This is a genomic window from Herbaspirillum sp. NPDC101396 (assembly GCF_044767365.1).
Lineage (GTDB): Bacteria > Pseudomonadota > Gammaproteobacteria > Burkholderiales > Burkholderiaceae_D > Herbaspirillum.
The window spans coordinates 724,522-745,563 of sequence record NZ_JBIWNT010000001.1 but is presented as its reverse complement, the minus strand read 5'-3'; the positions used below and the strand labels follow the sequence as shown (position 1 = coordinate 745,563).

General features: G+C 61.1%; 19 protein-coding genes. 11 read left to right on the top strand and 8 right to left on the bottom strand.

Annotated features, from left to right (window positions below; all coding sequences use genetic code 11):
* Window positions 1-56: 56 nt before the first annotated feature.
* Complete coding sequence (locus tag ACIROY_RS03260) at window positions 57-1,412, bottom strand: MFS transporter (RefSeq protein ID WP_402271205.1); 1,356 nt, start codon at window positions 1,410-1,412, stop codon at window positions 57-59.
* A 172-nt stretch (window positions 1,413-1,584) separates the two neighbouring features.
* Between ACIROY_RS03260 and cyoA the strand changes: the two genes are divergently transcribed.
* The 7 genes from cyoA (at window position 1,585) to ACIROY_RS03225 (ending at window position 8,601) form a co-directional block, all read left to right on the top strand.
* Entirely contained in the window at window positions 1,585-2,586 is a 1,002-nt protein-coding gene (gene cyoA / locus ACIROY_RS03255) for a ubiquinol oxidase subunit II (RefSeq protein ID WP_402339620.1), read from the top strand.
* 105 nt (window positions 2,587-2,691) lie between these two features.
* The gene (gene cyoB / locus ACIROY_RS03250) at window positions 2,692-4,695 is read left to right on the top strand and encodes a cytochrome o ubiquinol oxidase subunit I (RefSeq protein ID WP_402271209.1); all 2,004 of its coding nucleotides are present in this window, start codon (window positions 2,692-2,694) and stop codon (window positions 4,693-4,695) included.
* A complete protein-coding gene (gene cyoC / locus ACIROY_RS03245; protein ID WP_402271211.1) occupies window positions 4,688-5,323 on the top strand; it encodes a cytochrome o ubiquinol oxidase subunit III in 636 nt (211 codons plus the stop codon). The genes cyoB and cyoC overlap by 8 nt, the downstream gene beginning before the upstream one ends.
* Window positions 5,320-5,790: a cytochrome o ubiquinol oxidase subunit IV gene (cyoD, locus tag ACIROY_RS03240; RefSeq protein ID WP_116432826.1), complete on the top strand. Its 471-nt coding sequence runs from the start codon at window positions 5,320-5,322 to the stop codon at window positions 5,788-5,790. The genes cyoC and cyoD overlap by 4 nt, the downstream gene beginning before the upstream one ends.
* Before the next feature lie 134 nt (window positions 5,791-5,924).
* The gene (locus ACIROY_RS03235; RefSeq protein WP_402339617.1) at window positions 5,925-6,665 is read left to right on the top strand and encodes an SURF1 family protein; all 741 of its coding nucleotides are present in this window, start codon (window positions 5,925-5,927) and stop codon (window positions 6,663-6,665) included.
* Between the two features lie 57 nt (window positions 6,666-6,722).
* Complete coding sequence (locus tag ACIROY_RS03230) at window positions 6,723-8,075, top strand: ATP-binding protein (protein WP_402339614.1); 1,353 nt, start codon at window positions 6,723-6,725, stop codon at window positions 8,073-8,075.
* Window positions 8,065-8,601: a response regulator transcription factor gene (locus ACIROY_RS03225; protein ID WP_402271218.1), complete on the top strand. Its 537-nt coding sequence runs from the start codon at window positions 8,065-8,067 to the stop codon at window positions 8,599-8,601. Before ACIROY_RS03230 ends, ACIROY_RS03225 begins: the two co-directional genes overlap by 11 nt.
* Window positions 8,602-8,630: 29 nt before the next feature.
* On the opposite strand, the gene ACIROY_RS03220 is transcribed toward ACIROY_RS03225, so the two are convergent.
* Window positions 8,631-10,739: a response regulator gene (locus ACIROY_RS03220; RefSeq protein WP_402339612.1), complete on the bottom strand. Its 2,109-nt coding sequence runs from the start codon at window positions 10,737-10,739 to the stop codon at window positions 8,631-8,633.
* Window positions 10,729-12,252, bottom strand: a complete 1,524-nt coding sequence (locus ACIROY_RS03215) for an ATPase domain-containing protein (RefSeq protein WP_402339610.1) — start codon at window positions 12,250-12,252, stop codon at window positions 10,729-10,731. The genes ACIROY_RS03220 and ACIROY_RS03215 overlap by 11 nt, the downstream gene beginning before the upstream one ends.
* Window positions 12,253-12,570: 318 nt before the next feature.
* Here ACIROY_RS03215 and ACIROY_RS03210 point away from each other — a divergent pair, with 318 nt between their 5' ends.
* Window positions 12,571-12,972, top strand: coding sequence for a response regulator (locus ACIROY_RS03210; RefSeq protein ID WP_402271224.1), 402 nt, complete (start codon window positions 12,571-12,573; stop codon window positions 12,970-12,972).
* 73 nt (window positions 12,973-13,045) lie between these two features.
* Window positions 13,046-14,158, top strand: a complete 1,113-nt coding sequence (locus ACIROY_RS03205; protein ID WP_402271226.1) for an ATP-binding protein — start codon at window positions 13,046-13,048, stop codon at window positions 14,156-14,158.
* A 75-nt stretch (window positions 14,159-14,233) separates the two neighbouring features.
* Here ACIROY_RS03205 and ACIROY_RS03200 read toward each other — a convergent pair whose 3' ends face one another.
* The 5 genes from ACIROY_RS03200 to ACIROY_RS03180 form a co-directional block, all read right to left on the bottom strand.
* Window positions 14,234-15,643 (bottom strand): c-type cytochrome, encoded by a 1,410-nt coding sequence (locus ACIROY_RS03200; RefSeq protein ID WP_402339607.1) that lies wholly within the window; start codon window positions 15,641-15,643, stop codon window positions 14,234-14,236.
* A gap of 80 nt (window positions 15,644-15,723) precedes the next feature.
* On the bottom strand, window positions 15,724-17,376 hold the full coding sequence (locus ACIROY_RS03195; protein ID WP_402271230.1) for a GMC family oxidoreductase: 1,653 nt from the start codon (window positions 17,374-17,376) through the stop codon (window positions 15,724-15,726).
* Window positions 17,373-18,035, bottom strand: coding sequence for a sugar dehydrogenase complex small subunit (locus tag ACIROY_RS03190; protein ID WP_402339605.1), 663 nt, complete (start codon window positions 18,033-18,035; stop codon window positions 17,373-17,375). The genes ACIROY_RS03195 and ACIROY_RS03190 overlap by 4 nt, the downstream gene beginning before the upstream one ends.
* A gap of 194 nt (window positions 18,036-18,229) precedes the next feature.
* Complete coding sequence (locus tag ACIROY_RS03185) at window positions 18,230-18,427, bottom strand: hypothetical protein (RefSeq protein ID WP_402271234.1); 198 nt, start codon at window positions 18,425-18,427, stop codon at window positions 18,230-18,232.
* 114 nt (window positions 18,428-18,541) lie between these two features.
* The gene (locus ACIROY_RS03180; RefSeq protein WP_402339602.1) at window positions 18,542-18,730 is read right to left on the bottom strand and encodes a hypothetical protein; all 189 of its coding nucleotides are present in this window, start codon (window positions 18,728-18,730) and stop codon (window positions 18,542-18,544) included.
* Between the two features lie 254 nt (window positions 18,731-18,984).
* On the opposite strand from ACIROY_RS03180, the gene ACIROY_RS03175 reads away from it, so the two are divergent.
* Both ACIROY_RS03175 and glgA read left to right on the top strand, forming a co-directional pair.
* Window positions 18,985-19,212: a dodecin gene (locus ACIROY_RS03175; RefSeq protein ID WP_402339599.1), complete on the top strand. Its 228-nt coding sequence runs from the start codon at window positions 18,985-18,987 to the stop codon at window positions 19,210-19,212.
* A gap of 287 nt (window positions 19,213-19,499) precedes the next feature.
* Window positions 19,500-21,041 (top strand): glycogen synthase GlgA, encoded by a 1,542-nt coding sequence (gene glgA, locus ACIROY_RS03170; protein ID WP_402339596.1) that lies wholly within the window; start codon window positions 19,500-19,502, stop codon window positions 21,039-21,041.
* Window position 21,042 lies beyond the last annotated feature (1 nt).

Here is a 21,042-nt window from a genome sequence, read left to right as displayed (position 1 = left end):
CGTAAAAACGGCCTGGCTGCTCACGCATGCCAGGCCGTTTTTATGGAAGGATCAGATCAGCGGATATCCAGCGCGCGGTTTACGCTCAGCGCCGCCAGCGAGCAGACTGCGCCCGACAGCAGGTAGATGCTGACGTAAGCCAGGCCGAAGTGGGCCGACAATCCCAGCGCCACCAGCGGTGCAAAACCTGCGCCGACCAGCCACGCCAGATCGGACGTCAATGCCGCGCCGGTATAGCGATACTTGGCCGGGAAGTTGGCGGTCACGGCGCCGGCTGCCTGGCCATACGACAAGCCGAGCAGGGCGAAGCCGACCAGGATGAAGATGTCCTGCCCGGTGTCGCCGCCGTTGATCAGCGTCGGCACGAAGCCGCTCAGCACCGCAATCAGCACGGCCAGCGCGCCCAGCGTGGTGCGGCGGCCGAAGCGGTCGGCGATGGGGCCGGACAACACGATCCCGACCATCATCAGCACGGCGCCGAACACCTGCACCATCAGGAAGTCGCTCATCGAGCGCATCGAATACAGCGAAATCCACGACAACGGGAACACCGATACCAGATGGAACAACGCGTAGCTGGCCAGTGCGGCGAGGGCGCCGATGATCAGGTTGCGGCCCTGGGTGCGGGTGATCTCGACGACGCTGGTCGGTTCCAGTTCACGTTCCTGCAGCAGTTGCGAATATTCTTCCGACGCCACCAGGCGCAGACGGGCGAACAGCGCCACGACGTTGATCGCGAAGGCGACATAGAACGGATAACGCCAGCCCCAGTCGAGGAAGTCGTCGTTGCTCAGGTTGCCGATCAGGTAGGCGAACACCAGGCCGGCGACGATGAAGCCTACCGGCGCACCGAGTTGACCGAGCATCGCGTACCAGCCGCGCTTGTTCTTCGGCACGTTGAGCGCCAGCAGCGACGGCAAGCCGTCCCACGAGCCGCCCAGCGCCAGGCCCTGGCCGATGCGCAGCACCGAGAGCAGAACAATGGCGGTGAAGCCCAGATGATCATAAGTCGGCAGGAAGGCGATGCCGGCCGTCGACAGGCCCAGCAGGAACAGCGCGAGCGTCAGCTTGACTTCGCGCCCGAGCTTTTTCTGGATGGCCATGAAGAGGACCGTGCCGAACGGACGCGCCAGAAATGCGAAGGCAAAAATGGTGAAGGAGTAGAGCGTTCCTTCGAGGCGTTGTTCAAATGGAAAGAAAATGGTGGGAAAAACCAACACCGAGGCTATGGCATACACGAAGAAATCGAAGTATTCTGAAGCCCTTCCGATGACCACGCCGATTGCAATATCGCCGGGTGCAATCACTGGATGATCAGATTTGGCATTATTTACATTATCAGAACCACCGACAGGCGTATTTGCAGAAAATTTGCCAGGAACTTCAGGGTGATGAATATGAGTGCTAGCCATGATCATTGTCTCTCTTTCTTGGTTCGGTCTGTAATGCCGCTACGTTCCGCCGGCACATTGGGAAACTCACCATCAAGATGACCGCGAGGGTAGGACAAATTGTCCAATCGCCAATGCCGAACGGTAAGTGTACATTAGCATGATTTGATAGCTCCGACTGGACTTTCCCTGCATGTTTTCACATCTCATTCGCCGCGGATTCATTTTTCTGCCTGCAATTTTATTGGCTGGCTGCAATACGGTCGTCCTGAATCCCTCGGGAGACATCGCCAACCAGCAAGGCAGACTGATCATTATTTCCACCATCCTGATGCTGCTGATCATCGTTCCGGTGATCGTGCTGATCTGCCTTTTTGCGTGGCGCTATCGCCAGAACAATACCGCCGCGCGCTACGAGCCGGACTGGGATCACTCCACCCAGCTGGAGCTGGTCATCTGGGGCGCGCCGCTGCTGATCATCATCGCGCTCGGCCTGCTGACCTGGATCAGCACCCATACGCTCGATCCGTACCGCAAGCTCTCGCGCCTCGATGCGCAGCGTCCGATTCCTGAAAACGTCAAGCCGCTGGTCGTCGAAGTCGTCGCGCTGGACTGGAAATGGCTGTTCATCTATCCGGAGCAGGGTATCGCGACCGTGAACGAGCTGGCTGCGCCGGTCGACCGCCCGATCGAATTCAAGATTACCGCTTCGACCGTGATGAACTCGTTTTATATCCCGGCCCTGGCAGGACAGATCTACGCGATGCCGGGCATGCAGACCAAACTCAACGCCGTCATCAACAAGCCGGGCGAGTTTGAAGGCTTTTCCGCCAACTACAGCGGCGCCGGTTTCTCGGACATGCGCTTCAAGTTCCATGGCGTGAGCAATGAAGACTTCGATGCCTGGGTCAAGAAGGTCAAGTCCGGCAGCGGCGCCCTCAAGCGCGCTGAATATATTGCGCTGGAAAAGCCGAGCATCAAGGATCCGGTGCAGCACTTCAACGCCGTTGACGGCACGCTGTTCCACGCGATCCTGAACCGTTGCGTCGCCGAAGGCCAGGTCTGCATGGACCAGCAGATGATGACCGACAAGAACGTCAAGGGCGAAGGCAAGGGCGAAAAGACTGAAAAGGGCGCCGCCAAGGCCGCTCTGCAGGAAGTCGCGATGGCCGGCAGCCAGCACCACCATGAATAATCAATCGAAAGAACAGCCGGCGGCATTGTTGCGCGCAGCCGGCAAGAGCGTCATGCAGGCAGTTTCGCATGGCGTGGCGACCTTCTTTTTCAGCGGAAAGTAACGATGCTAGACCATATTGACATGACCAAGCTGATCTTCGGCCGTCTGAGCTGGGAAGCGATTCCCTTCCATGAACCCATCCTGCTGATCACCTTCATCGGCGTGCTGATCGGCGGTATCGCCGTACTCGGCGCGGTCAGCTATTTCCGCCTGTGGGGCCCGTTGTGGCGCGACTGGATCACCAGCATCGACCACAAGAAAATTGGCATCATGTATGTCATCCTCGGCATCGTCATGCTGCTGCGCGGCTTCGCCGACGCGCTGATGATGCGCGCCCAGCAGGCGCTGTCCTTCGGCGATTCGGCCGGCTTCCTGCCGCCGCATCACTACGACCAGGTCTTCACCGCCCACGGCGTGATCATGATCTTCTTCGTGGCGATGCCGCTGGTGACGGGCCTGATGAACTACGTCGTGCCACTGCAGATCGGCGCCCGCGACGTGGCGTTCCCGTTCCTGAATAATTTCAGTTTCTGGATGACGACCTTCGGCGCCGGCCTGGTCATGGCGTCGCTGTTCGTCGGCGAATTTGCCCGCACCGGCTGGCTGGCCTATCCACCGCTGTCGGGTATCCTCGGCAGTCCTGATGTGGGAGTGGACTATTACATATGGTCATTGCAGATTGCCGGGGTAGGGACGCTGCTATCAGGGATCAATCTGATCGCCACCATCGTCAAGATGCGCGCGCCGGGCATGAACATGATGAAGATGCCGGTCTTCACATGGACTGCGCTGTGCACCAACGTGCTGATCGTTGCCGCGTTCCCGATCCTGACCGCTGTTCTGGGCATGCTGTCGCTGGACCGCGTGTTCGACACCAACTTCTTCACCAACGATCTCGGCGGCAACGCCATGATGTACGTGAACCTGATCTGGATCTGGGGTCACCCTGAAGTTTATATTCTGATTCTGCCTGCCTTCGGCATTTTCTCGGAAATCGTCTCGACCTTCAGCGGCAAGCGCCTGTTCGGCTATACCTCGATGGTGTATGCGACCGTCGTGATCACCATCCTGTCCTACCTGGTCTGGCTGCATCACTTCTTCACCATGGGTTCCGGAGCGAGCGTCAACTCCTTCTTCGGTATCACCACGATGATCATCTCGATTCCGACCGGCGCGAAGATCTTCAACTGGCTGTTCACCATGTACCGCGGCCGCATCCGTTTCGAAGTGCCCATGTTGTGGACGATCGGCTTCATGATCACCTTCGTCATCGGTGGCATGACCGGCGTGATGCTGGCGGTTCCGCCGGCCGACTTCGTGTTGCACAACAGCCTGTTCCTGATTGCTCACTTCCACAACGTGATCATCGGCGGCGTGGTGTTCGGCATGTTTGCCGGCATCAACTTCTGGTTCCCGAAGGCTTTCGGTTACAAGCTGGACGATTTCTGGGGCCGTTGCAGCTTCTGGTTCTGGTGCATCGGTTTCTGGGTTGCGTTCACACCGTTGTACGTGCTGGGCTTCATGGGCGTTACCCGCCGCATGAGCCACTTCGAAGATCCGTCGCTGCAGATCTGGTTCCAGATCGCCGCCTTCGGCGCCTTGCTGATCGCAGCCGGTATCGGCTCGTTCATCATCCAGCTGGTGGTCAGCTACCTGCGCCGCGACAAGCTGCGCGACACGACCGGCGATCCATGGGGCGCACGTACGCTGGAATGGTCGACTTCCTCGCCGCCGCCGGACTACAACTTCGCTTTCACTCCGCGCGTGCATGACAACGACGCCTGGGCTGACATGAAGGCCAACGGCTACACTCGTCCGCAAGATGGTTTCGTGCCTATTCACATGCCGAAGAACACCGGCGCCGGTTTCATCATCGCCGCGCTGAGCGCAGTGATCGGCTTCGGCATGATCTGGCAAATGTGGCTGCTGGCCGTCGTCGGCTTCGTCGCCCTGATGGCCGCGATCATCACGCACACCTTCAATTACAAACGCGATTACTACATTTCGGCCGACGACGTCGTCCTTACTGAAGCCAACCGCACACGCTTGCTGGATAGCCATGTCTGAGATTTCCCATCACTCCGCCGCCACCATGGACGCATCGCCTAGTTCGCGTTACTTCGTCAAGGAACATCATCCCGAAAACGGCACCTTGCTCGGTTTCTGGATGTACCTGATGAGCGACTGCCTGATCTTCGCCTGCCTGTTCGCCACTTACGCCGTGCTCGGCCGCAACTATGCGGGCGGTCCGACCGGCGCCGAACTGTTCGATCTGCCACTGGTGGCGATCAATACTTCCTTGCTGCTGTTGTCGTCGATTACGTACGGCTTCGCCATGCTGGAAATGCAAAAGCAGAAGGTCAAGACCACGCTGATCTGGCTGGCCGTCACCGGCTTGCTGGGTGCAGGCTTCATCTACCTGGAACTGTATGAGTTTGCGCACCTGATCCATGAAGGCGCGGGTCCGCAACGCAGCGGTTTCCTGACCTCGTTCTTCGCGTTGGTGGCGACCCACGGCCTGCACGTCAGCTTCGGCATCGTCTGGCTGATCACGCTGATGTTCCAGATCAACAAGCACGGCCTGACACCTGAAAACGGCCGTCGCCTGATGTGCCTGTCGATGTTCTGGCACTTTTTGGACGTGGTCTGGATCGGCGTCTTCACCTTTGTTTACCTGATGGGAGTCCTGCCATGAGCGCGCCACAGCATCAAGAACACCCGTCGCACGCCGAGAAATACGGCCATCAGGACGGCTTCGACGTCCATCATCACGACCATACTGCCGACCACGGCAGCCTGAAGAGCTACACCATCGGCTTTGTGCTGGCGGTGATCCTGACGGCCATTCCGTTCTGGCTGGTCATGGGCAACGTGATCGAAAAATCGAGCACTGCAGGTTTTGTCCTGCTGGGCCTGGCTGTCGTACAGATCGTCGTGCACATGATTTACTTCCTGCACATGAACTCCAAGTCCGAAGGCGGCTGGACCATCCTGGCGCTGATTTTCACGATCATGGTCGTGGTCATCATGCTGGCCGGTTCGCTGTGGGTCATGTATCACCTGAATCACAACATGATGCCGGGCATGAGCCAGGATCTGATCCAGGAAGCCGTACCGGGTTCGATGCAGAACATGCAGCACAACATGCCTGGCATGAAGTGATTCGCCTGATTCTGAATCTACATCTGAACGCATTGTAGTCAGCAGTGACCTCAAGCCACTCTCCAGGGCGCGCCGTTGCGGAAGCAGCGCCGCGCCCTCGGTCTTCCGGGCTGCGCCGTTTCCTTGCGACGTGCATGCTCGTGGTTTTCCTCGGATTCCTTGCGCTCGGCGCCTGGCAGGTCAAACGCCTGTTCTGGAAGCTTGACCTGATCGAGCGCGTCGACCGCCGCGTGCATGCGGCGGCGATTGCGGCTCCAGGGCCGGATGTCTGGCGGAACGTGAAGGCGGATTCTTACGAATACCAGCACGTGCGCCTGAGCGGCACCTTCCTGTACGCCAAGACCGCGCGCGTGCAGGCCTTGTCGCGGCTGGGCGCCGGCTTCTGGCTGCTGACCCCGCTGCGCGGCGCCGACGGGGTGACCATGCTGGTCAATCGCGGCTTCATCGCTGCCGGCGCACGCGACGAGAAGGAGGGCGCAGCCGATGCGCCGGCCGACGTCGCCGGTTTGCTGCGCATCAGCGAACCGCATGGCGGCTTCCTGCGCAAGAACGACGCTGCCGGTGATCGCTGGTATTCGCGCGACGTGCAGGCCATCGCGGCATCGCGTCAGCTGGAGCGCGTCGCGCCGTATTTCGTCGATGCCGAAGCCTCGGATACAGTTGCATCGGAACAGCAACGCGCTGCAAACGGACAAGCCGTGGGAGGGCTGACCGTCATTTCCTTCCCCAACAATCATCTGGTCTATGCGCTGACCTGGTTCGGGCTGGCGATAATGACGGCCGGCGCCATGTTCTGGATCAGGCGCGATGAAAAGCGCCGCCTCTCCGCCAACGGGAAAAACAAAGATGGCAAGCAAGACCGAGACGCGGGATAATTCCGGCAAATTCCTTGCTTCCGATCCGCCAATTCACCCGTACACCACGCCCGCCACATGGACAGCGTAATCCCGCCAGGCCCTGAAATCGCCCGCGCGCCCGATCGCGCCGCCGGCCACAAGAATATGCTGCAACTGATCCAGTTGCGCTGGATCGCCGTGTTCGGCCAGATCACCACCATCATCGTGGTGATTTTCGGTTTCGACATCCACTTGCCGCTGCCGCACATGCTGGAAGTGCTGGCCTGCCTGATCGCCTTCAACATCGGCAGCCACCTGCGCTGGCATGAGCGGCCGTTCGTCACCAATCGCGAGCTGTTCCTGGCGCTGCTGGTGGACGTCGCCACGCTGACCGCGCAGTTGTACCTCAGCGGCGGCGCCAGCAATCCGTTCGCCTTCCTGTACCTGCTGCAAGTGATCCTGAGTGCGGTGCTGCTGGAAGCCTGGTCGACCTGGACCATCGTCTGCATCACCGGCCTGTGCTTCGCCGGCCTGTCGCAATTCTTCATGCCGCTGTCGCTGCCGCCGGATCACGACGAAGGCCTGTTCAGCCTGTACGTCGAAGGCATGCTGATCAGCTTCCTGCTCATCGCCGCCTTGCTGGCCATCTTCATCACGCGCATCAGCAGTAACCGCCGCGCCGGCGACGCCCAGCTGGCAACCCTGCGTCAACGGGCGGCGGAAGAAGATCACATCGTGCGCATGGGCCTGCTGGCCTCCGGTGCCGCCCATGAACTGGGCACGCCACTGGCGACGCTGGCAGTGATCCTCGGCGACTGGAAGCGCATGCCGGAATTCAGCAGCAATCCGGTGCTGATCGAAGAAATCAGCGAAATGCAGGTCCAGCTGCAGCGCTGCAAAACCATCGTCAGCGGCATCTTGCTGTCGGCCGGCGAAGCGCGCGGCGAGTCCTCCGTCAAGACGACGCTCAACACCTTCCTGGGCGACATCGCCGACGAATTCCGCGCCACGCGTCCCATCGTTGCCTTCGACTATCAGAATCACATCGAACAGGACATGCCGGTTGCCTTCGATTCCGCCCTCAAGCAGATGATCTGCAACGTCCTCGACAACGCGTTGGAGGCCTCGCCGCGCTGGCTCAGCTTCACGGCGGTGCGCGATGGCGACGAACTGGTCCTGAGCGTCGACGACACCGGTCCCGGTTTCGTGCCGTCCATGCTCGACCAGATCGGCAAACCGTATCAATCGACCAAGGCCAAGACCGGCGGTGGACTGGGATTGTTCTTCGTGGTCAATGTGGCGCGCAAGCTCGGTGGCGCCGTCACTGCACACAATCGCGCTGAAAATGGTCACGTCGCCGGCGCCACCGTGCGCCTGACGTTGCCGTTGTCGGCCATCAGCCTGGAAGCTGATGGCGCAACCCGCGAGGACAATAATCATGTCGACTGAACGCTTGCTGCTCATCATCGAAGACGACACGGCATTTGCCCGCACGTTGAGCCGCTCGTTCGAACGGCGCGGCTATACCGTATTGCACGCCGCCAGCCAGGCAGAAGCCGCAGCCTTGCTGACGCAGCACAATCCCGGCTACGCCGTGGTCGATCTCAAGCTGAACGGCAATACGTCTGGCCTGTCCTGCGTGCAGATGCTGCATCAACACGACGACGCCATGCTGATCGTGGTGCTAACCGGATTCGCCAGCATCGGCACTGCGGTCGAAGCGATCAAGCTGGGCGCCATTCAATATCTCGCCAAGCCATCCAACACCGACGACATCGAAGCCGCCTTCGGCCACATCGCGGGCAATACGGAAGTGGAGCTCACGGCGCGCTCGACCTCAATCAAGAACCTCGAATGGGAGCGCATCCACGAAGTGCTGGTGGAAACCGACTTCAACATTTCGGAGACCGCTCGCCGTCTCGGCATGCACAGGCGCACGCTCGCCCGCAAGCTGGAAAAGCAGCGCATCAAGTAAATTCGGGCAGGTAAAAGGAGTCAGCCGACTCAGGAGCGGGATGGTGGTGCGTCGTGATGGCGCTGCACGTCGTTGCCGGCACGCATGGCGCGCTTGACGCTGTTGGCCAGCTCGGTGATCTGGAACGGCTTGCGCAACACCGCGTTGAGGTCGATGACTTTTTCGACGGCCTGCATGTCGGCGTAGCCGGTTGCCATGATGATGGGAAGTTGCGGATTGCGCGCGCGGGCGGCGGCGATCACTTCAGCGCCGTTCATTCCCGGCATCAGGAAGTCCACGATCAGCAGATCGAAATGGCCCGCGTTCAGCTTTTCCAACCCGAACCACCCGTTCTCGGCCTGATCCACTGTATAGCCCAGGATTTCAAGGCATTCGACGATAAACTGCCGGACCTGGGCATCATCCTCGACCACCAGAATGGTGCCGGATTCCTTCGGTTCCAGCGGCTGGTCCAGCGCTTCCTGATCATGTTCACGTACAGGCAACGCACCGGCCACCGGCAGCCACACCTCCACCGTCGTGCCTCTGCCCACGGTGCTGTCAATGCGCGCCAGGCCGCCGGACTGATCGGCGATGCCGTATACCTGGCTGAGCCCGAGTCCGGTGCCTTTGCCGACCGCCTTGGTGGTGAAGAAGGGGTCGAACACCTTGCTCAGGATTTCCTGCGTGATGCCCGTGCCGGTGTCCTTGACTTCGATGACGATGTAGGCGCCGGGCTTGAGCACGCCGTCGTGGGCGTAGCGGTGCTGGACGTTGATGGTCAGGTTGCCGCCGTCGGGCATGGCGTCGCGTGCATTGATGGCGAGATTGAGGATTGCCATTTCAATCTGGTTGGCATCGGCCACGGCGCGCGGCAAATCCTCCGCAATATTGATCGCAATGCCGACGCCCGAACCGACCGACACGGCGATCAGATCCTTCATGCCCTCGATGACCGAGGCGATGTCGACCGCCTTCAAGTCCAGCGTCTGGTTGCGTGAAAACGCCAGCAACTGCCCGGTCAGCTTGGCGCCGCGCTTGGTGGCGTTGCGCGCGGACCCGGCCATGCGCTTGATGCGTTCGTCAGAAGAGAGCCGTTCGATCAGGTCGACGTTGCCGATGATCACGTTAAGCAGGTTGTTGAAGTCGTGCGCGATGCCGCCCGTCAGGCGGCCGATCGCCTCCATCTTCTGCGCCTGCACGAGGGCGATCTGGGTGCGTTCGCGCTCGGACATCTCCTTCATCAGGCGATCATTGGCCTGGGCCAGCTCGGAAGTACGCTCCTGGATGCGCAGCTCGAGCGTCTCGTTGAACTGGCGCAAACTGCTCTGGCTCTCCAGCAGGAGGTCCTCGGCAGCGCGACGATCGCTGATGTCGAGCGATACGCCGGCCATCTGGACGGGCACGCCGACGCGATTGTGCAACGTCTGCCCGCGGATCTGCACCCAATGGACGGAGCCGTCCGGCCACACCACCTGATACTCGATCGAGAAATCGTCCTTCGACAGCAAGGCCGCTTCGATCACGTCCAGATGGCGCTGCCGGTCGTCGGCGTGAATGGCATTGATCAGGTCGTCGTAGGTGAATTCGCTTTCCGGCGCAATGCCGAAGTGCATCTTGCAGGAATCCGAAACGATCAGAATGGAGTTGGCCAGCTCCAGGCTCCACGAGCCGAGTCGGCCGGCGTGCAGCGCCAGGCGCAGATGCTCTTCCGAGCGGGCGCGTTCCTGCAGATGACTGCGGCTGAGGTATTGCCGGCGTCGCGCGCGCAGCGCCGAGACACCGGCGCGCAGCAGTGTTTCGCTGTTGACCGGGCGCTCCAGCAAGATCATGTTGACCAGGCGTTCCAGCACGTCCAGCACCGGATTGCGGCCCAGGTTGCGCTGCTTGGCGCTGAGGATCACGAAGGGGAAGTCAGACCACGATTCCTGCTTTTCCACCCAGCGGTGCAGTAGCGAGAAATCCGCGTTGCTGAGCGCTTCTTCGGTAATCAAGGCCGCGCCGGCGCCGCTCTCCAACTCTTCCAGCAATGCGGCATAGCTGCTGCAGATGGCGCATCTGAGGCCTTCCGCCGACAGCGTCTGCTCGATGACTTCCGCATCCCGGCCATGGGGCGCCAGGATGAGGATGCGTTCCTCCAGCGGGAGATTAATCGGCATTGGTTGCCATGATGGGAGTTCTGCCACGGTACGTCGGCAATCCGCTCATGATGCCTTCAAAATCCTGTAAAGCCTCGCCCACCTGCAGTCCGTGGTTCGGACTGAGTCGGAATTCATGAATGGAGCGGGGGTGATTGCTGGTCCGGCTCTTGACCACCGAGACTGCAGTGGCGATGTCGCCGCGCGCTTCGAAGAAACGGAACATCAGGATGGTATCGCTGAGGTAGCTGAGGTCGACGTCCGAGCGGATTTCTCCGACCAGGCCGTGCTGGCCCAGCACCAGCAGCGTGGTCACGCCTTGCTGGCTCAGGTAGGACAGCATCTCGTGCATTTGCAGCAGCAGGAATTTCTCGCCCGGCATCGCCTGCAGGTAAGCGTTGAGGCTGTCAATCACTGCAAAACTGCGATTCTCGTTCTCGACCCCGTTGCGCACCGTGGTAGCGAATTCGCCAGGCGACATTTCCGCCGGATTGATCTGATGCAGCTTGAGGCTGCCGTCGGCAATGTACGGTTCCACATCCATGCCCAGGGTACGGGCCCGGCTCAGCAGTGTGCCCAGGCCCTCGTCGAACAGATAATAGGCGGCGCGCTCGCCGCGCTGCAAGGCGGCCAGCGCACAGCGTAGTGCGGTAGTGGTCTTGCCCACACCGGAAGGGCCGCTCAGCAGCGTGTTGGTGCCGCGCGAGAGGCCTCCACCCAGCAGGTCGTCCAGCGCCGTCACGCCGGTGCTGGTCATCTTGTCTTCGAATTCGGTGAAATGTTCGGCTGCAACCAGGCGAGGGAACACATGCATGCCGCCAGTCTTGAGGACGAAATCGTGAAAGCCTCCGGTGAAGCTGATGCCGCGCATCTTGATGACGCGCAGGCGACGCCGCTCGGTGCCGAAATCCTGGGCCAGTTGTTCCAGGCTGATCACGCCGTGAGCGATGCTGTGCAACTGCAGATCGCCGGCCTCGGCGGTGCGATCGTCGAGCATCAGCACGGTGCATTTGCGCGTCGAGAAAAAATGCTTCAACGCCAGGATCTGGCGGCGGTAGCGCAGCGGATTCTGCGCCAGCAGGCGCATTTCCGACAAGCTGTCGAAGATGATGCGAGCGGGCTTCAGTTCGTCAACGCGTGCGATCACGCTCTTGATGGTTTCGCCCAGTTCGATCTCGGACGGGTGCAGCACCGATTGCTGGAAATCGGGATTGAGGTCTTCTTCGTCGATCAGTTCGTACAGGGACAAGCCATCGAGCGACCAGCCGTGCGACTCTGCTACCGCGCGCAGTTCCGTGGCGGTTTCGGACAAGGTGATATAGAGACCGGACTCGCCCTGTTTCAGGCCTTCCAGCAGGAACTGCAGGCCGAAGGTGGTTTTGCCCGTGCCCGGGGTGCCCTCAACGAGATACAGGCGGTCACGCGTAATACCGCCGCCCAGGATAATGTCCAGGCCGTCAATGCCGGTCGCGGATCGGGTTGGAGTGGGATCAGGAGCGCGATCCGGTGTGAGGTGGTTTTGTTGTGTAGCCATCACGTCGATATCGTTAGGTTGTGATGATCGGGGCAGGCTGCCGCGACCGCTTTTTTTATGGAGCCTACTGTAGCAGCAGGCCTATTTTCCACCCTGTCAGATGACCCCTGAATCTTTTGTAAGACATTTTGAAGTTGGGCCGCAAACGCAGGCCGCATAAGGCTTCTTGATTTTTCTCGATTTGCTTCAATTTATTCTCGCGCTATTGCACGCGCGTCAGAATGCATTACTATCGACATGTGCAAATTTATGGAAAACCGGGCTTCCCGCGTTCCTACCACCACATCAACAGATGTTGAAATGACAATACAAACAACAATGACGACAAGCGTATCGAGCATGGCGGACCAGGCTGACGCGTCTGGCCTCCATATCCTGGTCGTGGAGGACAACCTGGACTCCCAGCAATTGGTCTGCGAATTGCTCGCGGCGTTGGGCCATCGGGCCGAAGGTGTGGGCAGCGCCGAAGAGGCGTTGACCGAACTGGAGCAGCAGGCATACGACGTGCTGTTTACGGACGTCAGCCTGCCGGGCATGTCCGGCATCGAACTGGCCAAACGCACCAGCGAAAAAACGCCGGCGCTGAAAATCATTTTCGCCTCCGGTTACGGCGCACAGATCAGCAAGAACATCGGCCCCGGCGCGTTCTCGCTGCCCAAGCCCTATGACATCGAGCAGCTGCAGGACATCCTGGACAACATCGGCAAGCAATTGCAGTAAGCCAACAGCAAACGACGCCCGGCGGCGCTGTTTTGCCGCACCGCTTCAGACCCCGGAGAACGCTATCAATACCTTGGAACAACTGGCTTTTCTGGTCGAACAGAATCGCGAAACGCTGCTCACGCGCTGGCGCAGCATGGTGCGCGCCTTGCCATCGGCACGCAACCTCAGCACGCCCACCCTGAATGACCACGTGCCGGCCTTGCTGGATGAGATTGCGTTGGCCTTTCGCCGCAATTCGGACGAATCGATCGCCGAAGTGCTGGCCGACGGCACGCCGCCGGAACACGGCCTGCAGCGCCTGCATAACGGCTACCTGATCGAGGAAGTGGTGGCCGAATACAATCTGCTGCGAGGCTGTATTCACGATCTGGCGAGCGCGCACCAGATCAACCTGCAAGGCAAGCCGTTCCACGTGATCAACCTGGTCTTCGACAGCGCCATCGGTCTCGCGGTGCAGACCTTCTCGGTCAATCGTGCGCTGGAAGTGCAGCGCCGCCGCGAGGAATACCTGTCCTTCATCGCCCACGATCTGCGCACTCCGCTCAACGCCGTGGCGCTGGCGTCCAAGGTGCTTGAGTCGACGCTCGATACCCAGAATGCCGATCCGCGTGCAGCGCGCATGATCAAGGTCCTGCAGCGCAACGTACAAAGCATGTCGGGGCTGGTGGCCAAGGTCATCGAAGAAAACGACAGCATGAAAACCGAAAGCGGCGTCAAGCTGGAGCGACGCAACGTCGATCTGTGGCCGCTGGTGGAAAGCATGGTCTACGATCTCAATCCGGTCGCCGGCACCGGCAGCACGCGGCTGCTCAATGACGTGCCGGAAGAGCTGGTGGTCTATGCGGACGCCAATCTCCTGCGGCGCATGATGCAGAACCTGATCGCCAACGCCATCACGCATACGCCGCAAGGCGAAGTGGTAATCGGCGCAGCACCGACGGCGGACGGCGCCGGCATCGAATGCTGGGTCAGCGACAACGGCATGGGCATTTCCAAGGACCGCATGGACCTGATCTTCGAGAAATTCGAGACTGAAACCAAGGAGCAGGGCGGGCTTGGTCTCGGGCTGGCGATCTTCAAGACCTTCGTCGAGGCGCATGAAGGCAGCTTCGATGTCAGCAGTGAACCGGGCAAGGGCTCGCGCTTCAGTTTTATCCTGCCGAATCGGCTGGAACGCCGCTGATTCGCTTTCCCGGAATACGGAAACGCGGAGCTGCGCCAGGCGCAGACTCCGCGTTTTTTTATGCGGTGAAAATCCTTACTTGAAGGGAATCCGTCGACGGCGACGCACCGTGATGACGGCCACCGCAATCAACAACAACAGCAAGATCGCCACGCCGATGGCCGGCGCGATGAAGGGTTGCAGCCGGGCCAGCACCGGCGGCTCGCCACCCTTGCGCGCTTGCGCCACATAGGCCTCGCTAACCTGCACCTCGGGATTGCCATATTGCTTGAGCACGTAGTTCGAGATCAGCGCGATCTGCCGGTCCGTCAGCGGATTGACGTAGGAATGCGCGTCGAAACGCGGCATCAGGACTTCCTGGTCGCCGACTTTGCGTTCGACGCCGTACAGGATGGCCGACACCAGGTTGGCCGGATTGCGCGCCCCGGTCGTCGTATTGTGGAACAGTGACGGATAGTCCTGGCCGCTGCTGCCTGATCCCGATGCGGCGTGGCAGCTGGCGCAATAGCCGCTGAACAGCACCGCGCCGCTGTTGAGGCTGTTGTGTTCATTGGGGCCGTTGGCGCCGCGCAGCGTCGCCTCATCGCTGGCCGCTTTGCCGTAGCTGTAGGCCGGCTGCGCCTGGGCGTTGTCGCGCACCGGCGGCACCGTGCGCAGGTAGGCAACGATGGCAGCCACGTCATCATCACGCAGATGCTGGAAGCTGTTGGTCACCGCCTCGGCCATCGCGCCACCGGCCTGGCCTTTACCCTCGGCGTGACCGGTTTTCAGGTATTGCACCAGTTCGGCGTCGCTCCAGCCGCCCACGCCGCTGACCTTGTCGGACGTGATATTGGGCGCATGCCATGAACCCAGCGGCGCGCCGGCCAGCGCGGAACCGCCTTTTTCACCCATCAGGAAATTGCGCGGCGTATGGCAGGCGCTGCAGTGCGCCAGTCCTTCGGCCAGGTAACGGCCGCGATTGATCTGCTGCGACTTGGCCGTATCGGGAACGAAGCGTTTGGTGTCGAGGAAGATGGCATTCCATGCCAGCATCGACATGCGCACATTGAACGGGAAGGGCAGCGTGGTCTGGCTGGCGGCGGGCGTATCGACCGGTTCGACCGCTTGCATGAAGTAGCTGTACAGCTTGTGCACGTCGCCGTCGGTCAGCATGGCGTAGCTGGTGTACGGCATGGCCGGATACAGATGGCTGCCGTCGGCGCGCACGCCTTCGCGCAGGGCGCGCGCGAATTGGGCTTCGCTGTAGTTGCCGATACCGGCGGTTTTCGACGGCGTGATGTTGGTGGCGTAGATCGTGCCCAGTGGCGACTCGATGGCGTAGCCGCCGGCGTACGGCTTGCCGGCCGGTGCGGTGTGGCAGGCCATGCAGTCGGCCGCGATCGCCAGGTAGCGGCCGCTTTCGATGTCGTTTTTGGCAGAGCCGACCTGTCCCGAAGCAGAGGTAGACGATGTCGAGGATGCCGGGGCAGGCGGCTTGGTCAATGACTGTTCCTGCGCATGCACCGAAGTCAAGCCAATCAACGAGAACAAGGAAAAAACGAGGAGGGAGCGAGCGATCATCATCATCCCTTCGCCAGCATCTTGCCGATGTCGTCGGCAGCACGCAGTCCCAGCGCCGCCATGCTCAGCGTGCTGTTGACCACGCTGGCCGACGGCATGGCGCCGCCGCCCGGCAGCCACAGGTTGGCATGGTCATGCGCACGGCAATTGCCGTCCACCACCGAGTCTTTCGGATCGCTGCCCATGATCACGCCGCCCATGACGTGATTGTTGGCGTTGAGGCTGGTGGTGATATTGAACTCGACCGCGCCGAACAGCTGGCCGATGTGTTCCAGCTGCTTGTGCGCCGCTTCCGCTCCTTTGCGCACGTAGTCGCCGACGTCGTAATAAATGTCCGGGCAAGCCAGGCCCAGCGGATCCTTGCGTGTCTTGCTCAGGGTCAGGCGGTTGTGCGCTTCCGGCAGGGGCTCGAGGCTGATCGACAAGTCCACGCCGAAGGCCGCGCGGCGACGGATCTCGTCGTCGAGTTCCGGGCCGACCAGGCCCAGCTTCAGCGCCTGTTGCGTGGCCGGACCGACGCGCGTGATGTTGTTGAGGATCATCTTGTTGGATGAGTACTCGGCACGGAAGTCGCCGTCGCGCGGACCCACCAGGCAGCTGCTCTGGGCCGGACCGCGGCCGGTCCAGATCGGCTCGTTGGCGAGGAAGGTGCAATGGAAACCGGAGTGATCCATCATGTTGCGGCCGACCTGATCGGACGAGTTGGCCAGGCCGTTCGGATTGGCGGCATTGGCGGCCAGCAGCAACAGGCGCGGCGTCTCGATGCCGTTGCAGGCGAACACGAACGCTTTTGCCGTCGCCTTGTGCGGCTTCTTGCCGGCGTCGTACCAGTAGGCCGCGGTGACGCGGTTGTTCTGGTCGGTGTCGACCTTGAACACCACCGCCTCGGACAGCACCTTGGCGCCTTTCATTTCGGCGCGCTGGACGTGATGGATGCCGTTGTACATCGCGCCGATCGGGCAGATCGGCTGGCAATTATTGTTGCCGCAGCAGGTCGGGCGGCCTTGCCACGGTCGTGTGCTGCGTCCCTGCGGAATCGGCACGGAGTTGTAGCCGTGCGCATTCACCACCTCGGCGAAACGCTTGTCGGCATAACCCCACGGGACCATGTCCATCGGATACGGTTTGCTGCGTTGGCTGGGCGACTGCAGGGCCGGGTCGTTCGGTCCTGCCACGCCCATTTCTTCTTCCGCGCGGCAGTAGTACGGCTCCAGTTCTTCATATGAAATCGGCCAGTCGCGGCCGACGCCATAGGTCGACTTCATCTTCAGGTCGACCGGCAGATGGCGCCAGCAAGACGCCGCCCAGTGCCAGGTGGTGCCTCCGACCGTACGCAGATAGCCCTGCTGAAAACCGTTGCCGTCCGGACCGGACAGCGCGATGTAGTCGTTCTTCGGAAAGTACAGCGGCGCCGGGGCGTTGGGCGCTTGCGGATAGAGGCCCTGATAGTCCGAGCCGACACGATTTTCGAACGGCATGTTGCGCCAGTTCTCGACCGCTTGCGCGCGTTCGATACGCAAGCCGGCCTCCAGCATCAGCACCGAATAGCCCTGGGTCACAAGCTGATCGGCGATCATCGCGCCGACTACGCCGGATCCGACGATGACGACATCGGCCGTGGCGTCGCCATCGGCAGTAAAGAGTGGTTGTTTCATGTTTTTGCTTTTGGTTCGGGAGTGCCGGTAGTGGCGGGCGCCGGGGCAGGCGCAGGGGCGACGGGAGCGGAAACGCGGATCGCGGGCGGCGCCTTGGTCCACCACAGCGGGCCATAGTTGCAATAGGTCGGCACGGTCTGGCCGTCCGACACCGGCTGGTACATCAGCGCTTCAGCGTACGACACCACCACGGCTTGTTTGCCTTTGCCGATGGTGCCGGTGTACCAGGCCGCAACGATGGCCAGCGTCAGGTCGCGCAATCCGGCATCGGTAGCCGCAGCCAGCAAGGCCTTCGGTTCCTGGCCGTCCTGCAGCAGCGCGCCGAGGCGCGACGACTGCGCGGCGAAATCAGGATAGGTCTTGCGCATAGCGGCTTCGATCCTGACGCCGGTATCGGTCTTCAGGTCGGCATGGCCGGTGATGCGTTTGGAGAAATTCAGGAAGGTGAGGGCTTCAGGACTTGGTGGTGGCGCTGCAGCCGGAGCGGCCGGCGTCTGCGCATTGCTGAACAACGGGTTGCTCCAGAAGCCTGCTTCGGCAACCAGCGCGGCGAGACCGATCAGGATATGGCGCCGGCTGATGCCGCCGGTCAGTTTGGCTTTGCCGACTGTCGCGGGAGACCGGTCGGGAGCCGGGAAAGATGAAGAAGGTGACTTCATGAAGCGGCTCTTTTGCTGGGTGGTGGAACCTGGCGCATGTGAATTCCTGCGATTTCTTATTGGCTGGGATGGCGTAATGATAGCAATGTTAGCGCTAACATGCTTGGGGCGTTTTGAAACATGCCTTTATCGCAAGTATTCGGTGACCTGCAGGAGTGCAGGAGTAGTCGAGAAAAGAGCGATGCGAAGAAACTTCAGCCGTCACTTTGCGGCGCGTCGCCGTCGAAAACGCGGAAGGCTTCATCTTCGTGCGCGGGCGGTGCTGGAGGAGCGGTGCCTTTCACGGGGGTGGGATGCGCCTGCGGCGTCTTGCCGGGATGGACGTCCTCAAGTTCGGCGTGGCGCTGGGCGCGACGGGCTTGCTCATGCAATTGATGGGAGGTATGGGACATGGCTGCTCCTTGCAGACGCATCGGAATAAAGCCGATGCCGGAAATGAAACGGCGGCCGGGAAGGCCGCCATTGTGCTCAACTACGTGAAATGGCTGCCGCCAATCAGCTTGCAATCAGGACGGAGTGCCTGCTTCCGCCTTTTCGGCGACATCGGCAAAACCGTCGACGCCTTCAATGCCGGCAATGCGCAGGGCAGTGCGATGACGCACCTGTTCCGCCTCCAGCTCGCTGTCGTTCCTGGCGGCGTCCTGCTGGACATCCTTGGCGTTCGGTGCGGTTTTGTTCGGTTGAGATTTCAACATGGCGGTTCTCCTCAAGGGTGCAATGAAAAGCTGCGGGCGCATCGGACGCAATGCGCGACTGAATCCAAGTCTAGTTTTGCATCCCCGCCGCCGCCATCGGCGTGCGCCGTATACGCCTGTAAGACGAACGGCAACCGCAGCTTTTCCTACAGGGCTTTCAGGCGGCCGCTTATAGGTTTGCCTGCGCCATCTGTCTAGCCTCGCTCCTGATCCGCTGTATTTCATTCGCCTTCCACTTGCCTTCAGGAGACCCCATGAGCACATCCGCCGCCGCAGGAAACCACAGCTACAAAGTCGTTGAAGTCGTCGGTAGTTCAGACAAGGGCAGCGACGATGCCGTGCGCAACGCTATCGCCGATGCATCAGGCTCGCTGCATCACCTGGCCTGGTTCGAGGTCGTGAACCAGCGCGGCCATATCGAAGACGGCAAGGTGGCGCATTTCCAGGTCACGCTGAAGATCGGTTTTCGCATCGAAAAGTAGGGCGCGGCGGGCGATGTAGCTGCATCGCAGCATCGCACCAAGGTGTTCGCCCGACATGGCAGTAGGAGGCATCCTACAGTGATATGCGCCGGTGTCCGATGGTTCACTGCAACATGATTGGCTAAGGTAAGAACCATGCCGGGAATCAAGAGTACGCGTCTGAACGATCAAGAAAAAGAAGAGGGTCAACGCCGCCTCGCCATCCCGCGCTTTCCGATGCAAGGTTTTCGAAGTGCATCTTCCGGTCCAAATTTTATCCATGCCTTTGCCATGAACGGGGTGATCAATTGCAAGCTCGCGTCCTCTTAGTCAGTTCCGAAGCCGTACCGCTCGTCAAGACCGGTGGCCTCGCAGACGTCATCACCGCGCTGGCCGTCAGCCTGCGCAAACTCAACATCGACGCCAGCATCCTGATGCCTGGTTACGGCGTCGCCATCGCGCATGCCGAGGCGGACGCGACCACTGCCCCGCTGCAGCCGCTGGCTTTGCCGCGGGATCTGCCGGGCGGTCCGGCGCGCCTGTTGCGCGGCGTGATGCCGGGCACTGACGTGCCGGTGCTGCTGCTCGACACCGAGCGCTTCCAGCAGCGCAGCGCCAACCCTTATATAGATCAGAGCGGCAACGAGTTCTGCGACAACGCGATCTGCTTCGCCGATCTCGCGCACGCCGCCGTGGCGATCTGCGCCGGTGAAACCGCCGTGCCGGCGCCGCACGTAGTGCATGCCAACGACTGGCATGCCGGACTGATTCCCTTCCTGCTGAAGACCGCCGGCCTGAATCACGTGGCCTCCATGCTGACCATCCATAACCTGGCGTTCCAGGGCAACTACGACTGGGATCTGGCCGCACAGTTGGGCCTTGTCCATGATGCGCAAGCCATGGCCAGCCTCGAATACTGGGGAAAGATCAGTTTCCTCAAGGCAGGCCTGCAGTATGCCGACTGCGTCACCACCGTCAGCAAGACCTACGCCCAGGAAATCCTGACGCCGCGTTTCGGCTACGGCATGGAGGGCGTGCTCAACGAACGACGCGCCGCCTTGCGTGCAATTCCCAACGGCATCGACAGCGAAGTCTGGAACCCGGCCGCCGATCCGCTGCTGCGTCATTCCTTCACGGTCGCCGACATGCGCGGAAAAACGCTCTCCAAGTGCGAGCTGCAAAACATGTTCGGCCTGCTGCCGGTCGATCCGTTCGCCCCCATCATCGGTATCGGCAGCCGCATGTCGCACCAGAAGATGGCCGACGTCGTGCTGCAGACCTTGCCGAATGTCCTCGATCGCCATGAACGCATGCAACTGGTGGTGCTCGGCTGCGGCGAACGCAGCTATGAAGATGGCTTCCTCGATCTGGCGCGCCGCTATCCGGGCCGTGTCGGCGTCCACATCGGCTACGACGAAGAGCGTGCCCATGCCTTGCACGCCGGCTGCGACATGCTGCTGCATCCAAGTCGCTTCGAACCGTTCGGTCTGACGCCGCTGTACGCCATGCGCTACGGCACCATCCCGATCGCTTCACGGGTCGGCGGCCTGACCGACACCATCGCCGATGCCGGCGCACAGGGGCCGGCTGCGGCCGGCGCCAGCGGCGTGCTGTTCGACGGCGAAACCGCGCAGGACATGGAAGCCGCCATCGAGCGCGCCTTCGCACTGCACCGCAACGCAGATGAATGGCGCGTCATGCAACGCAACGCAATGAACACCGACTTCGACTGGCAAACGGCTGCGGCCGCCTATGTCGACGCCTATGCCGCGATTGCCCCGGCCGAAGCGAAACCGCTGTTTGCACGCAAAGCGCCTGATGTACAGGTCGCTCTGGAGCAAGCGGCATAAG

What these genes read in the sequence shown, in the direction of transcription:
- cyoD (WP_116432826.1), top strand. Translation starts at nt 5,320, where the DNA reads ATGAGCGCGCCACAGCATCAAGAACACCCGTCGCACGCCGAGAAATAC.
- ACIROY_RS03230 (WP_402339614.1), top strand. Translation starts at nt 6,723, where the DNA reads ATGGACAGCGTAATCCCGCCAGGCCCTGAAATCGCCCGCGCGCCCGAT.
- ACIROY_RS03260 (WP_402271205.1), bottom strand. Translation starts at nt 1,412, where the DNA reads ATGGCTAGCACTCATATTCATCACCCTGAAGTTCCTGGCAAATTTTCT.
- cyoC (WP_402271211.1), top strand. Translation starts at nt 4,688, where the DNA reads ATGTCTGAGATTTCCCATCACTCCGCCGCCACCATGGACGCATCGCCT.
- ACIROY_RS03225 (WP_402271218.1), top strand. Translation starts at nt 8,065, where the DNA reads ATGTCGACTGAACGCTTGCTGCTCATCATCGAAGACGACACGGCATTT.
- ACIROY_RS03210 (WP_402271224.1), top strand. Translation starts at nt 12,571, where the DNA reads ATGACGACAAGCGTATCGAGCATGGCGGACCAGGCTGACGCGTCTGGC.
- ACIROY_RS03175 (WP_402339599.1), top strand. Translation starts at nt 18,985, where the DNA reads ATGAGCACATCCGCCGCCGCAGGAAACCACAGCTACAAAGTCGTTGAA.
- cyoB (WP_402271209.1), top strand. Translation starts at nt 2,692, where the DNA reads ATGCTAGACCATATTGACATGACCAAGCTGATCTTCGGCCGTCTGAGC.
- ACIROY_RS03195 (WP_402271230.1), bottom strand. Translation starts at nt 17,376, where the DNA reads ATGAAACAACCACTCTTTACTGCCGATGGCGACGCCACGGCCGATGTC.
- ACIROY_RS03190 (WP_402339605.1), bottom strand. Translation starts at nt 18,035, where the DNA reads ATGAAGTCACCTTCTTCATCTTTCCCGGCTCCCGACCGGTCTCCCGCG.
- ACIROY_RS03180 (WP_402339602.1), bottom strand. Translation starts at nt 18,730, where the DNA reads ATGTTGAAATCTCAACCGAACAAAACCGCACCGAACGCCAAGGATGTC.
- ACIROY_RS03220 (WP_402339612.1), bottom strand. Translation starts at nt 10,739, where the DNA reads ATGCCGATTAATCTCCCGCTGGAGGAACGCATCCTCATCCTGGCGCCC.
- ACIROY_RS03215 (WP_402339610.1), bottom strand. Translation starts at nt 12,252, where the DNA reads ATGGCTACACAACAAAACCACCTCACACCGGATCGCGCTCCTGATCCC.
- ACIROY_RS03235 (WP_402339617.1), top strand. Translation starts at nt 5,925, where the DNA reads ATGCTCGTGGTTTTCCTCGGATTCCTTGCGCTCGGCGCCTGGCAGGTC.
- cyoA (WP_402339620.1), top strand. Translation starts at nt 1,585, where the DNA reads ATGTTTTCACATCTCATTCGCCGCGGATTCATTTTTCTGCCTGCAATT.
- ACIROY_RS03185 (WP_402271234.1), bottom strand. Translation starts at nt 18,427, where the DNA reads ATGTCCCATACCTCCCATCAATTGCATGAGCAAGCCCGTCGCGCCCAG.